Source organism: Rhizobium sp. P2_G2, from assembly GCF_056403555.1.
In genome coordinates this window covers 1-13675 of record NZ_JBFUFF010000042.1, presented here as the reverse complement: position 1 = coordinate 13675, position 13675 = coordinate 1, and the positions used below count along the sequence as shown (strand labels likewise).

Here is a 13675-nt window from a genome sequence, read left to right as displayed (position 1 = left end):
CGGAATGCAGATATTTCCATCCTCCTCACTCCTGCAACAGAATCACGGAGGACGGCTCGAACGACAGCCACACTTTGTCTTCCCATTGCGCGACGCGTTCGCTTTCGGCGGCGCGGCGGGAGTTGACGTTGTTGACGGCGACCACGGTGCCGGTGTCGAGCTTGATGCGGTAAAGCGAATCCTTGCCGAAATAGCCGAGGTCCTCGACCGTTCCCGGGATGGCGTTCATGCCGGCGGGCGGCGGCTCGCGGGTGATGTGGATCTTTTCCGGCCGCACCGCGACCTTGACCGTCTGGCCGGCGCTCATGCCTTCGGGAAGCGGTGCGGTGACGGTGGCGCCGAGCAGGGGCACCTCGACACTCGCCACGCCATTGGCCGTCTTCACCTGGCCGTCATACATGTTGATCGAGCCGATGAAGCCGGCGACGAAGCTGGAACTGGGATATTCGTAGACCTCGGTCGCGGTGCCGATCTGGCGGACGATGCCGCGGTCCATGACGGCGATGCGGGTGGCGAGCGTCATCGCCTCTTCCTGGTCGTGGGTGACGACGACGAAGGTGATGCCGGTCTTGTATTGGATATTGGCGATCTCGAACTGGGTGTGCTCACGCAGCTTCTTGTCGAGCGCGCCGAGCGGTTCGTCGAGCAGCAGCAGTTTCGGGTGCTTGGCAAGCGAGCGGGCGAGCGCCACGCGCTGGCGCTGGCCGCCGGAAAGCTGGTGCGGCTTGCGGTGGCCGAGATCGGAAAGCTGCACCAGGCTCAGCATTTCCTTGACCCGGTCCTTGCGCTGGGCGTCGGTCATGTTGTCGTGCTTGAGGCCATAGGCGACGTTCTTCTCCACCGTCATATGCGGGAAGAGGGCGTAGGACTGGAACATCATGTTGATCGGCCGCTCGTATGGCGGCACATTGGTCATGTCCTTGCCGTCGATATAGATCTTGCCGGCGGTCGGGGTCTCGAAGCCGGCGAGCATGCGGAGCAGCGTGGTCTTGCCGCAGCCGGAGCCGCCGAGCAGGGCGAAAAGTTCGCCCTTGCCGATGTCGATGGAGACATTCTTCACCGCAGGCAGGCCGGCGAAGGTTTTGGTTACATTCTCGATCCTGACAAAGTCAGGCTGCGTGGTCTTGACGGCCTGCTGTTGGGCTTGGTTCATCATATCTCTCTGGTTGGCGGAAATCGGAGTGCCGGGCGATCGCTCAGCCGGATTTCACGTCGGTCCAGACGCGGGTATAGGCGCGTTCCTGTTCTTCGGTCGGCGCCGTCGGCGTGTAGAGACGGCCCATCACTTCCTTGTCTGGATAGACGGCCGGGTTGGACGCGATCTTCTTGTCGATGAAGGGCAGAGCCTTGAGATTGGCATTGGCATAGTTGGTGAGGTTGGTGCACTTGGCGATCACCTCGGGGTCCATCAGGTAGTTGATGAACTTGTGGGCATTGTCGAGATTGGCGGAATCCGACGGGATGGCCCAGAGATCGACCCAGGCAGGCGCCCCGGTCTTCGGCACATAGTAGGCGAGGTTGATCTTGACCCCAGCGTCGGCGGCGCGCTTTTGGGCTGTGGCATAGTCGCCGGACCAGTCGTTGATGACGCAAAGTTCCTTGTTGGGAATGGCGTTGAGATAGTTCGAATTGTCGAAGGTCTTGATATATTTGCGGATCGGCTTGAACACATCGGCGGCCGCCTTGTAGTCGGCTTCGGTCGCGGTGTTCGGGTCCTTGCCGATATATTTCAGCGTCATGAACAGAATGTCGGTGGGGCTGTCGAGCACCGAGATGCCGCAGTCGGCGAGCTTTGACGCATTTTCCGGCTTGAACAGCACGTCGAGCGACTGCAGGTCGACATTCGGCAGGCGCTCTTTGACCATGTCGACATTGAAGGTCATCCCGACCGAACCCCACATATAGGGCGCGCCATAGTCGTTACTGGGGTCCCAGCCAGAGGCAATTTTCAGGATTGCCGGATCGAGATTGGCCCAGTTGGGCAGCTTGGACTTGTCGAGCTTGTGGTAGACCTTGGCTTTGAGCATGTTGGGAATGCCGAGGCCTGACTGGAGGACGACGTCGTAACCGGTCGAGCCGGCGAGCATCTTGGCCTGCATTTCCTCGGCCGAAGCATAATTGTCGTAGGTTACGGCAATGCCGGTGACTTTCTGGAAATCGTCCAGCGTCGTCTCGCCGATATAGTCCGCCCAATTGTAGACGTTGAGCGTGCCTTCGGCGCGGGCGCGCTTGACGAAGGGTGCCGCGAGCAGCGTGCCGCCGATGAGGGTGAGGGCTGTGCGCCTGGTGATAGCCGTCATGATGTCTGTTCCCTGTTATGGTTTTTGTCTTGGTTGATAAAAGTCAATTCCTACCGGAGATGCAAGATGGCCTCCGGCGCCATGCTCGGCTTAGTCTTTTGTTTTGACGCAGGTTCCGGAAAACCGTGGGACAGTTTTCCGGAACCTGCTTAGGCCATTTCCCCCCTGATCCATTGCTGGAAGCGATAGACGTCGAATTCCTGCGGCATGAGCCGGCCGTGATCGAATTTCGCGCTTCTGAGACCCCGCTGGTTCATCTCGCAGGCGGCTCCATCCTGCTCCATGACGAGCGTGGCGAAGTCGACCACGTTGGAAAGATTGAATTCGGGATTGCCGAGCGTTTCCGGCAGGAACAGCCATTCGGCTTTGAGTTCGGTGGTCTCGGGTCCGAGCGGCCGCAACGAGACGGCCCGGACATAGTCGACATGGGCGACGATGAACATGGTCGGCAGCATGGTGACGAAGAGCTGGCCCATGTCGCGTTCGGCCTCGGTCAGGCCGAGGAATTCCGGGCCACAAGTCCCACCATCCATCGACCAGGTGCGGGCGCCGTGCTCGAGCGCGTGGCCGTGGTCATCCGTCTCGGGCGTCCAATCGGGCGCCTCGTTGGGTGCCATGTAGCCCTTTGAATAGATCGGCACCATGTCGGAGAGTTCGGGATGGATGCCCGGGCAGTGCAGGCATTCATTGTAATTTTCCCAAAAGACTTTCCAGTTGCAGGCGAGTTCGCGGACCATGGTGTGACCGGTCACGAGATCTGTCATCGGCCAGTTGTCAAGCGCATGCTCGCCCATATCCGGCACGGCGGCAAAGTCCGGTGGCTCGTCGGCGAGACAGACATAGATGAAGCCGTTCCAGACTTTCACATGTGCGGAGAACAGGCCAAAATCTTCCTTGCGGAAATCCGGTGTCATCGAAATGAACGGCGTGCGGATGAGGCGGCCGTCGAGTGCATAGCTCCACTGGTGATAGGGGCAGGCGATCAGCTTGGAGGCGAGTTGTTTTTCCTCGACCGAGCAGAGCTCCGAGCCGCGATGGCGGCAGGTATTGTGGAAGCAGGAGAGGGCGCCGTCGCGGTCCTTGATCAGGATCAGGTTCTGGCCGGCGACGCTGATGCGGCGCATGGTCATTTCCGGCAGACCGTTATCGCGGCCGACATAGACCCAATGCTTCGACCAGATCGTAAGCTGTTCGCGGGCAAACCAGTCGGGATCGAAATAGGCCTTGGCGGGCAGGGTCTCGGGACAATGATCCAGAAGCGGCGAGGCGGGATGCGGCATGTGCATCTGGTTCATCGGATCGGCTCCCGCTCGTTACCGCATGCCCCGGCGACACGACATCATCCGCACCATCCGCCGGCCGGCAATGCGGCGACGAAAGCGCGTCAGAAGGTCGGCATAGCCCGGCTGCGGCATCGTTCTCGTTCCCTGCCCATCTGGTTCGCAGGCTTCTCCTAAGCGAGATTAGCAGCGTCCGACAGGTTCTGAAATTTAGTTTTTTGCATTTTGACTGAACTGTCAATCAATAAAATTCGAAGCCGGCGAAAAATAATTTCTTCCGTTTGCGGGGCGATCATGCGACTTATGATAAGAATTTTTCAACAACCATAAGTCGATGGCAGACACAGAAAAAACCGAGGAAACCCTTCCGCGCAAGGCAAGCCGAGAGGCTCGGCGGCAGCAATTTATCGAAGCGACCATCGCAACGCTGGCCCGTAACGGTTTTGCACGCACGACGTTGACAGAAGTGGCTGCAACTGCAGGGTTGTCGCATGGCCTCGTCATCTTTCATTTCCAGACGAAGGAAAAGCTGCTGATCGAGACGCTGATCTTCCTTGCCAAGGAGTATCGCGACAACTGGACGCAGGCGCTCGCCGCCGCTCCGGATCGGCCGGCGGAGAAGCTCGATGCGCTGATCAGGGCCGACTTCGTCGAAGAGATCTGCAATACCGGACGGCTGGGCGCCTGGTCGGCGCTCTGGGGCGAGGCGTTGAGCAGGCCGCTTTATGTCGAACATGGCGCGACCTACGATCTCGAATATGCCCATACGGTCGATCGGGTCTGCGCCGAGATCATCGCCGAAGGCGGCTATCCGCACGACGCGGCGGCGGTCGGACGGGTGGTGCGCGTGTCGCTGGAAGGCCTGTGGTTCGACCTGATGACTTCGCCGCAGCCCTATCCGGTGAAGGAGGCGCTGGCGAGCATGTTCCAGCTCGCCACGGCCTTCTTCCCGAAGCATTTCGACCTCAACGGCGTGATTGCTCAATAATCTTCGTAGCTGCCTCGCGGCGCATCTCAGTGATGGTGGCCGCCTTTGCCGCCATGATAGCCGCCGGGGTGAAGTTTCATTGCATTATCGGGGCGGCTGTATTTTTGCGGAGGGGGAGTCTGACACGCAGAAAGCAGCATGGTCACGACAACTAGAACAATTGTGAGGGCGGGAGAAAAACGCATCGGGTCACCTCCTGTGGCTGCGAATATAAATAGATTTGCAGTCAGTTGGCAACGTGCGAACACGTTGCCCGGAATGATGGTACGATAGCGTCAGCGTCTCACGCCCGGCAGGATGCAGAGCATTTCGTAGAGCAGGTTGGCACCAATGAGCGCCGTATTGCCCGAGGGATCGAAGGGCGGGGAAACTTCGACCAGGTCGCCGCCGACGAGATTGAGGCCGGCGCAGCCACGGATGATTTCCAATGCCTGCCAGGTGGTGAGGCCGCCGACTTCGACCGTGCCGGTGCCGGGCGCGAAAGCCGGGTCGAGGCTGTCTATGTCATAGGTGAGGTAGACGGGTGCGTCGCCGATCCTGGCGCGGATATCGTCCATCAGCGGCTTCAGCGACTTGTACCAGCAGTCCTCGGCCTGGATCACCGTCCAGCCCTTGCTGCGGCCCCAGTTGAAATCCTCCGGCGAATAGCCTGAGCCGCGCAGGCCGATCTGAAACACCTTGTCGTTGACCAGCAGGCCATCGTCATAGGCGCGGCGGAAGGGCGTGCCGTGGGCGATCTTCTCGCCAAACAYCTCGTCATTGATGTCGGCATGGGCGTCGACATGGATCAGCGCCACCGGGCCGTGCTTCTTGGCGATGGCGCGCAGGATCGGGTAGGTCATGGTGTGATCGCCGCCGAGCGACAGCGGGATGACATCGTGCTTGAGGATGTCGTTATAGGCCGCGGTGATGATGTCGACCGATTTCTTCAGGTCGAACGTGTCGATAGCAACGTCGCCGATATCGGCCACCTGGATGCTGTCGAAGGGCGCGGCGCCAGTGGCCATGTTGTAAGGCCGGATCATGCAGGATTCCTGGCGGATCTGGCGTGGTCCGAGGCGGGTGCCGGGGCGATTCGATGTGCCGACATCGAGAGGGATGCCGACGAAGCAGGCGTCGAGGCCCTCGGCGGTCGGCTGCGATGGCAGGCGCATCATCGTGCCGGGGCCGGCGAAACGGGGCATGTCGTTGCCGCCGAGCGGCTGGTTGAAGGTGGTCATGGTTGCTGTTCCTCTTCAAAACGGACGTCGAATTTGAGGTTACCCCCTCTGTCCTGCCGGACATCTCCCCCTCAAGGGGGGAGATTGGCTAGAGGCGCGCTCACCGCCCAAAATAAATGCGAGGCACAGGGCATGCGAGGCGGGAGGGGTGCGGGACGGTGCCCCACCCAATCTCCCCCCTTGAGGGGGAGATGCCCGGCAGGGCAGAGGGGGGTAGCCGCATACTCATCCCTTAGCCTTTGCTTCTGCTTCCCTGCGCACCTCTTCGCCGAACACAATCATCGTCGGCTCCTTGCCGCGGCTGGCAGCCTCGACCATGCCGAGCAGATCATCGACGCTACGGGCCGTCGCCGTCTCCCAGCCATAGGCCTCGCCAAGCGTGATGAAATCCGGCGTGTAGAGATCGACACCGAGCGGCGGGATGTTTTTCGAGATCATGTAGGACTTGATCTCGCCATAGCCGAAATTGTTGAGCAGCAGCAGGACCACCGGCAGTTTTGCCTCCTTGGCACAGGCCAGTTCGGCGATGGAGAATTGCACGCCGCCATCGCCGGCAAGCGCGATGACAGGCCGGTCGGGTGCCGCTGCCTTGGCGCCGATCGCGGCAGGAAGACCGTAACCCAATGTGCCATAGCCGGTGGCGGAGTTGAAATAGGTGCCGGGTGCCGCAGCCGTGTAGCCAAGATTGCCGGCATAGACGAGCTGGGTGGAGTCGCCGACGAAGATAGCGCCGGACAGGCGGTCACGGATGGTTTCGAGCAGATAGATGTCGCCGCGCATCGGAGCGGTCAGGTCGCCGCGCGGATCCTTGCGGGCGGCTGCAGCGCGGGCGGCGCCATCGTGCTTTGCCGTTGTGACGGCTTCGGCGAGTTGGCTGGCAGCGGTGGCGGAATCGCCGACAATGCCGATCTCGGGCGCGATGGTGCGCATCACCTGGGTCGGGTCGATATCGACGCGGATCAGTTTGCCGGGGATGGTGAAGAAGCCGTCCTCGTACATGTCATAATCGGTCGGTCCGAATTCGGTGCCGATCGCCAGCACGACGTCGGCGGCTTCGATCAGCTGTCGGGTTGCGGAGAAGCTGGCGGAGATCGAGACGCCGAGCGGATGACCTGCCGGCAGGATGCCGCGGCCATTGGTGGTCATCGCGACCGGCGCATCGAGCTTTTCGGCCAAGGCGCGGATTTCGGCCGCGGCATGCCTGGCGCCGCCGCCGACCAGGATCACCGGCGCGTTTGCCGCGTCCAGCAGTTTGGCAGCTTCTGTGATCTGGGCGCTCGCAGCATCCGGCCGCTGCAGCCGCACCATCTTTTCCGGCACCGGTAGGTGATCGGCTTCGGCGAGCATGACGTTGATCGGCAATTCGATATGCACCGGGCGGGGGCGGGCGCTGTCGAAGACGGCGAAGGCGCGGGCGAGAGCCGGGGCCAGTTCCTCCGGACGGTTGACCGTGTAGCTGAAGGCGGTGATGGTGTTGAGCAATGCCTGCTGGTTCGGCAGTTCGTGCAGCCAGCCTTCGCCAGAGCCCATGCGCCCATGGCTGTTGACGGTCGAGATCACCAGCATCGGGATCGAATCGCCATAGGCCTGCGCCATGGCCGTGGCGATATTGGTCATGCCGGGGCCAGTGATGATGAAGCAGACGCCCGGTCTGCCGGAGACACGGGCATAGCCGTCGGCCATGAAGCCGGCGCCCTGTTCGTGGCGCGGCGTGATATGGCGGATCGACGAGCCGGCAAGGCCGCGATAAAGCTCGACCGTGTGTACGCCCGGAATGCCGAACACCGTGTCGACGCCATAGGCTTCCAGAAGTTTCGTCAGATACATGCCCGTGCTGATCACAGCCGTCTCCCGTCCCGGATTTTCTAATTCTTCAATTGTATAATAAGCCTGAGCGGCAAGCGCCAGCGATTTTTCACTTCTTCGAGGCCAGCGCCGTGACGGCGGTCTTGGTGAGGATGACGGCGATGACGATGATGATCAGGATCACCGAAATCGAGGCGATGGCCGGATCGATATTGTCGCGCAGGCCCATCCACATCATGCGCGGTAGCGTGACGGCATTGACCGACGTGATGAACAGGGTGACGCCGATTTCTTCCCAGGAGAGAACGAAGGCGAGGAAGAAGGCGGTCAACAGGCCGAAGCGGATGTTCGGCAGGATGACGCGGAAGATGCGCTGCGAAATGCTGGCGCCAAAGCCGCGCGCGGCGAGATCGATGCGGCGGTCGACCTGCGACAGCGCCACGGTGATCAGCACGACTGCGAAGGGCGCGCTCATCACCGAATGGGCGATGGCGACACCGAGCGGCGTGTCATAGCCGACCCAGTCATTGACCTTGGAGAGCGAGGTCATGAAGAAATAGATGGTGATCGCGGAAACCACAGGCGGTGCCACCATCGGCATCAGCACGAAGCCGAACAGCACGCCGGCGAACCACGGCCGGAACATCCAGACCCCCAGCGCGAAAGCCAGCGCCAATGCCGTCGAAATCACGGCGCTCATGATGCCGATCCGGACGGAGAGCCATGCAGCCTGCAGCCAGGCGGGGTTGGTGATCAGTGTCTCATAATGCTTCCACGACCAGTTGCCGTTGGGCATGGAGAGGAAGCGCGTCGGGGTGAAGGACACGGGAATCACGGCAAACAGCGGCAGCAACATGAAGAGCGCCACGATTGCCGCGAGGATAAGGGCGAGGGTGCTGGGTCTATACATTGTCGACATGATCGCACCTCACTTCAGCATGCTGGCGGGGCGGGCGTAGCGCATCAGGAGCGCCAGCAGGCCGCCGACAATGATCATCATCAGCACGCTGATGGCCGCACCCAGGCCCCAATCCGGGCTCTGGAAGATGCGCAGGTAGATCAGCTCCGCCGCCATCACCGAGCGGCCGCCGCCGAGTATGGCGGGGGTGATGAAGAAGCCGAGCGAGAAGACGAAGACCATGATTGCGGCGCCCAATATGCCGGGGCCTGTCATCGGCAGAAAGACCTGCCAGAAGGTGCGGGTGCGTGTCGAGCCCATGCCGCGGGCGGCGAGCAGGACGCGCTCGTCGAGGCTGCGCATGGACGACGCGATCGGGAAGACGGCGAAGGGGATCAGATAATGCACCATGCCGAGGATGACGCCAAATTCATTGCGCACCAGGGTCAGCGGCTCGGAAATGATGCCAAGCTGGGTCAGCCAGGTGTTGATCAGGCCGCGATTGGAAAGAAGTGCCACCCAGCCGAAGGCGCGGGTCAGTACCGAGATCCAGAAGGGAATGAGGATGCAGAGTTCGGCGATCAGCCGCTGCGCCGGCGTGCCGCGCACCCAGATGAGTGCTATCATATAGGCGGCGATGACGGCGAAGACCGTGACGAAGAGGCAGATGCGGAAGGTGCGGATGAAGACGGAAAGCACCAGCGGGTCGGTAACGGCGTTTGTGTAGTTCTGCAGGCCGGGCTGGGGGAGGGTGAAACTCCAGTTGATCACGCCGAGGAAGGGCACGACATAGGCAGCTGCAAGGAACAGCAGGATCGGCCCGATCAGCAGCGTGGGTTTGAGGTGGTCGCGCATAGTCTCAGTCCTGTAAACTGGAGGCTCTTCATCGCTAGGCATAGAACTCGGGTTACCCCCCTCTGGCCTGCCGGCCATCTCCCCCTCAAGGGGGGAGATTGGATGGGGCACGCCCGCTGCCCTTCTTTACCGTTGGCCTGCTCGGCATTTGATGCTTCAGGCGGGGATCGGGCCTCTTGCCGATCTCCCCCCTTGAGGGGGAGATGGCCGGCAGGCCAGAGGGGGGTAGGCCCGATGCAGTACCTTGAATTTGGGATGTAGCGGCGGCCCTTGAGCCGCCGCCCGCCATCAAACTCAGGCCGAGATCACCTTCGTATACGCATCCAGCGCCGCACCGTAATTCTTCTCGTACCATTCCATGTTGAGCGCGATCTGCTTCTTCATGTTGTCGGGGTCGACCGGGTTTAGGCGCTTCCGGTCGGCCGGGATGAGCGCATCGGCGGCCGGGTTGGCCGGGCCCTGGCCGAGCTTGTCGAACATGACGAGCTGCTTCTTCGGGTCCTGGGCGGAGGCGATGAATTTCATCGCATTGTCCTTGCCGCCCGGATTGTTCTTGAGCACGCCGAGTGCGCCGGGCGAGATCAGGCCCTGGTCCCAGATGAACTTGATCTGGCCCGAAGAATCGCTCTCGATCAGGCCAGCGCGGGTCGACCAGATCAGTGCCATCGAGGCTTCGCCGTTGATCAGCACCGACTGACTTTCGGCGCCGCCGCCCCAATAGGAGACGACATTGTCCTTGAATGCGGCGAGCTTCTTGTGGGCACGGTCGAGGTCGAGCGGGTAGAGCTTGTCGGGTGCGACGCCATCGGCGAGCAGGGCGGCTTCCCACATGCCGGCGCCCCATTTGTAAAGCGAGCGCTTGCCCGGGAATTTCTGCACGTCGAAGAAGTCGGCCATGCCGGTCGGGACTTTGTCGCCGTATTTCTGTGAGTCATAGGCGATGATGTAGGAGAAGAAATAGGTCGAGGCCGAGTATTTCCAGCCGAAGCCGGGGCGCATCTTGTTCTTGTCGACGATCTTGTAGTCGATCTCTTCCATCATGCCCTGCTTGCCGAGGGATTCGGCCGAGAACGGGTCGACGTCGACCAGGTCCCAGGTGGGCTTGCCGGAGGCGACCTGCGCCTTGATCGCGCCTTCGGTCGGGCCGGTGCCGTCTTCCTTGACGGTGATGCCGGCTTCCTTCTGGAAGGGCTGGCCATAGGCCGCATCATAGGCGGGGCCGGCATCGCCGCCCCAGTCGACCAGCACCAGTTCGTTGGCGGCGGCGAGCGCGCCCTTGGCCTTCAGTGCCAGCGGCGCGCCGACCAGCAACATGGCGGCCAGCTGGGTGAAGCGGCGGCGCGAAATCTCCCCGCGCGCGGCCTTCTGTTCCAGGATTGCGATGCAATCTTTCTCGAAATTGTCAGTCATGTCGTTCACCTCTGTTCTTGTGTTTGTGCTCGTTGGATATCGAAAGCGCATCGTCACCGACGTGCTCATCCCTTGTCTTCAGGCATATCGCCGCCCGCTGGCGACCCTGCACGCGCTAGAGGAAATAACCTTCCTCTTCCCTCCAGCCGACCCAGGCCTTGTTGCCCGGCACAAAGCCCTGGGCGACGGAGTGGGTCGGCATTTCCAGGATCAATGACGGGCATTGCGGCGTGCTCGCCGAAAAGCGCGTCACCGAACCGAGATAGGTGACTGTGTCGATGGTGACCGGGATCGCATTGCCGCCCGCCGGCCGTTCGGCGTGGAGCGCCATGTGCTCCGGCCGGATGGCAAGATTTTGCGTCGGCGCGCCGGCAGCGGCGCTGGCCTTGATCAACTGGTCGCCGCATTTGGCCTCAGCGCCGCCGGCAATCATGCCCGAGCCGGTCAGCGGCAGGATGTTGATGTCGCCCAGAAATTCCGCGACGAAGCGGTTGGACGGCTTTTCGTAGACGTCGCGCGGGCTCGCCACCTGTTGCAGCTTGCCCTGGTTGAAGATCGCCACGCGGGTGGAGAGCGCCAGGGCTTCTTCCTGGTCATGGGTGACGAAGACGAAAGTCGTGCCGGTCTCCTGGTGCAGCCGGCGCACCTCGTCCTGCATCGAACCGCGCAGGTTTTTGTCGAGCGCTGAGAAGGGTTCGTCCAGCAGCAGCACCGAAGGCTCGAAGGCCAGCGCGCGGGCCAGGGCCACGCGCTGCTGCTGGCCGCCGGAGAGGTCGGCGGGACGCTTTCTCTCATGGCCGCGCAAGCCGACCTTGTCGATCATGTCGTCGACGCGCGCCTTGATTTCCTGGCCGGATTTGCCCTGGACCTGTAGCGGGAAGGCGATGTTCTTCTCCACCGACATATGCGGGAAAAGCGCATAGCCCTGGAAGACCATGCCGAAGGCGCGCTTTTCCGCCGGCAGCCGGGTAATGTCGACGCCGTCCTTGGTCAGCGTGCCGGATGTCGGGGTGACGAAGCCGGCAAGGATCATCAGGAATGTGGTCTTGCCGGAACCGGAGGGGCCGAGCAGCGTCAGGAATTCACCACGGCCGATCGTCAGCGAGATGTCGCTGAGCGCATGAAAGTCGCCATAGGTTTTGCCAATTCCCTGGGCGCCAATTTCAGCTGCCCGCTTTGTAGACTGCATCGTCGTTCCCTTTTTACTGAAGCGTATGAAGGAAATATCGGCAGTACAAACGAAATCTTTTCACCCATTCGACAAATTTCGTTCACCTATAGCGGCAAAACCGGTCTTTTACATAGATGGTAGCATTGCCTCGTTTTTCAGCACCTCGGCCTTCAGCCATTCGCTGAAGGCGACCACGGTCTTGTTGTCCGCCTTGGCTTCCGAGGCGACCAGAAAATAGGAGCGGTTGGATTTGATGTAGATGTCGAACGGGCGCACCAACTGGCCGGTCGCCATCGCGGTGCGGCAGATGAATTCATCGCCCATGGCGATCCCCTGGCCGGACATGGCGGCGGAATAGACGAGGTTCATGTCGGAAAAGACGATGCCGGTCTGGGCGAAGGCAGGGTCGATTTCGGCTGCCGTCAGCCAGCTCTCCCAGTCGTCATTGTCGACGAGGTGCAGCAGGCAGGTCTTGCGCACATCGGCCGGATCGGAGAGGCCGAATGTCTTGTTGATCAGCACCGGGCTGCAAAGCGGGGTGAATTCCACCTCCACCAGAAGCTCCACCTGCATGTCGGGCCAGTAACCGGTGCCGAAGGCGATGAACACATCGACCTCCGGATTCGACACGTCGTCGAGCCGCATCGGCGTCGAGATCGACAGCCGGACATCGGGGTGGCCTTCGCGGAAATTGCCGATATGGGCGCAAAGCCAGCTCGAGGCGAAGCCGGGGGCGCAGCAGACGTTGATCGTGCCTGAGACGCCGCGATTGGCATGGCGCACGGCCGAGCCGGAGATGGTGTTGAGCGCCTTGCGGATATCCTCCGCATAGCCAAGCCCCTGTTCGGTGAGCTCGATGCCTGTGCCGATGCGATTGAAGAGCTGGAAGCCAAGGTCGCGCTCCAGCAGACGCAACTGATGGCTGACGGCGCTGCGGGTGAGGTTCAGCTCATCAGCGGCCTTCCACACCGATCCATGCCGGGCAAAACTATCGAGCGCACGGAGCGCCTGGGTCGAAGGCATCCACTTCATTCCGATCCTCCTAAGGGTTGGAATGCTAATCAAAAAATGGGCATAGGTGAACAGAATTTGCGTGGGCGGGGAAATTATTTCACTTTTTTGAACATGCGATCTGCGGTCTAGTCTGCCGGGAGAAGGAGAAATCCGCATGCCCCTTTCCGCGGCCCAGTCCCACGCGATTGCCCATGTCGAGGCCATTAAGGCCGACCTTTCCGCCTGGACGGCGACGATCTTCGACTATGGCGAAACCGCCTGGCGCGAATACCACTCGGTCGAGTGGTATGTGAAAAAGCTGCGGCAAGAAGGGTTTACGGTTGAGGAAGGCTCGGCCGGCATGCCGACGGCCTTTGCGGCCGAGTGGTCGAACGGGCAGGGCCCTTCGATCGGCATGTATTGCGAATATGATGCCGTGCCGGGCAATTGCCAGGCGGCGACGACCGTCGAGAAGCCGCGCGACGGCTTGAGCGTGCATGCCGGCGGCCATACCGATCCGCATTCCGGTCTCGGCATGGGCGGGCTCGGCGGGCTGCTTGCCACAAAGGCGGCGATGCAGAAGCATGGCATCAAGGGGACGCTGCGTTTCACCGGCGAACCGGCCGAGAAGGTGCGTGGCTCGAAGCCGATCCATGCGGCCAAAGGCTATTATGACGGGTTGGATGCGATGCTTTCCTTCCACCCGTTCTACATGCTGCCGATGTGCAATACGGTGCGCTGGGACACGCATTGC

Annotated in this window: 13 protein-coding genes; 2 read left to right on the top strand and 11 right to left on the bottom strand. The window is 61.5% G+C overall.

Annotated elements, in window-relative coordinates:
- Window positions 1-25: 25 nt before the first annotated feature.
- The 3 genes from AC1D06_RS24750 to AC1D06_RS24740 form a co-directional block, all read right to left on the bottom strand.
- Window positions 26-1153: an ABC transporter ATP-binding protein gene (locus AC1D06_RS24750; RefSeq protein WP_477988463.1), complete on the bottom strand. Its 1128-nt coding sequence runs from the start codon at window positions 1151-1153 to the stop codon at window positions 26-28.
- Window positions 1154-1196: 43 nt separating this feature from the next.
- On the bottom strand, window positions 1197-2300 hold the full coding sequence (locus AC1D06_RS24745; RefSeq protein WP_477988462.1) for a polyamine ABC transporter substrate-binding protein: 1104 nt from the start codon (window positions 2298-2300) through the stop codon (window positions 1197-1199).
- A gap of 149 nt (window positions 2301-2449) precedes the next feature.
- Window positions 2450-3595: an aromatic ring-hydroxylating oxygenase subunit alpha gene (locus tag AC1D06_RS24740; RefSeq protein ID WP_477988460.1), complete on the bottom strand. Its 1146-nt coding sequence runs from the start codon at window positions 3593-3595 to the stop codon at window positions 2450-2452.
- 319 nt (window positions 3596-3914) lie between these two features.
- Between AC1D06_RS24740 and AC1D06_RS24735 the strand changes: the two genes are divergently transcribed.
- Window positions 3915-4568: a TetR family transcriptional regulator C-terminal domain-containing protein gene (locus tag AC1D06_RS24735; protein WP_477988459.1), complete on the top strand. Its 654-nt coding sequence runs from the start codon at window positions 3915-3917 to the stop codon at window positions 4566-4568.
- Between the two features lie 26 nt (window positions 4569-4594).
- Here the strand turns inward: AC1D06_RS24735 and AC1D06_RS24730 are convergent, their stop codons facing one another.
- The 8 genes from AC1D06_RS24730 to AC1D06_RS24695 form a co-directional block, all read right to left on the bottom strand.
- A complete protein-coding gene (locus AC1D06_RS24730; protein WP_477882274.1) occupies window positions 4595-4753 on the bottom strand; it encodes a hypothetical protein in 159 nt (52 codons plus the stop codon).
- Window positions 4754-4843: 90 nt separating this feature from the next.
- Window positions 4844-5788: an agmatinase gene (gene speB / locus AC1D06_RS24725; RefSeq protein ID WP_477988458.1), complete on the bottom strand. Its 945-nt coding sequence runs from the start codon at window positions 5786-5788 to the stop codon at window positions 4844-4846.
- Window positions 5789-6013: 225 nt separating this feature from the next.
- Window positions 6014-7630, bottom strand: a complete 1617-nt coding sequence (locus tag AC1D06_RS24720) for a 5-guanidino-2-oxopentanoate decarboxylase (protein WP_477988457.1) — start codon at window positions 7628-7630, stop codon at window positions 6014-6016.
- A 73-nt stretch (window positions 7631-7703) separates the two neighbouring features.
- Window positions 7704-8513, bottom strand: coding sequence for an ABC transporter permease (locus tag AC1D06_RS24715; protein ID WP_477988455.1), 810 nt, complete (start codon window positions 8511-8513; stop codon window positions 7704-7706).
- 9 nt (window positions 8514-8522) lie between these two features.
- Window positions 8523-9347: an ABC transporter permease gene (locus AC1D06_RS24710; RefSeq protein ID WP_477988454.1), complete on the bottom strand. Its 825-nt coding sequence runs from the start codon at window positions 9345-9347 to the stop codon at window positions 8523-8525.
- A gap of 294 nt (window positions 9348-9641) precedes the next feature.
- Window positions 9642-10757: an ABC transporter substrate-binding protein gene (locus AC1D06_RS24705; protein WP_477988452.1), complete on the bottom strand. Its 1116-nt coding sequence runs from the start codon at window positions 10755-10757 to the stop codon at window positions 9642-9644.
- A gap of 115 nt (window positions 10758-10872) precedes the next feature.
- Window positions 10873-11946 (bottom strand): ABC transporter ATP-binding protein, encoded by a 1074-nt coding sequence (locus tag AC1D06_RS24700; protein ID WP_477988451.1) that lies wholly within the window; start codon window positions 11944-11946, stop codon window positions 10873-10875.
- 108 nt (window positions 11947-12054) lie between these two features.
- Window positions 12055-12960, bottom strand: a complete 906-nt coding sequence (locus AC1D06_RS24695) for a LysR substrate-binding domain-containing protein (protein ID WP_477878719.1) — start codon at window positions 12958-12960, stop codon at window positions 12055-12057.
- A gap of 136 nt (window positions 12961-13096) precedes the next feature.
- Here AC1D06_RS24695 and AC1D06_RS24690 point away from each other — a divergent pair.
- Window positions 13097-13675 (top strand): zinc-binding metallopeptidase family protein (locus tag AC1D06_RS24690; protein ID WP_477988450.1); only part of this gene is annotated, 579 nt, incomplete at its 3' end.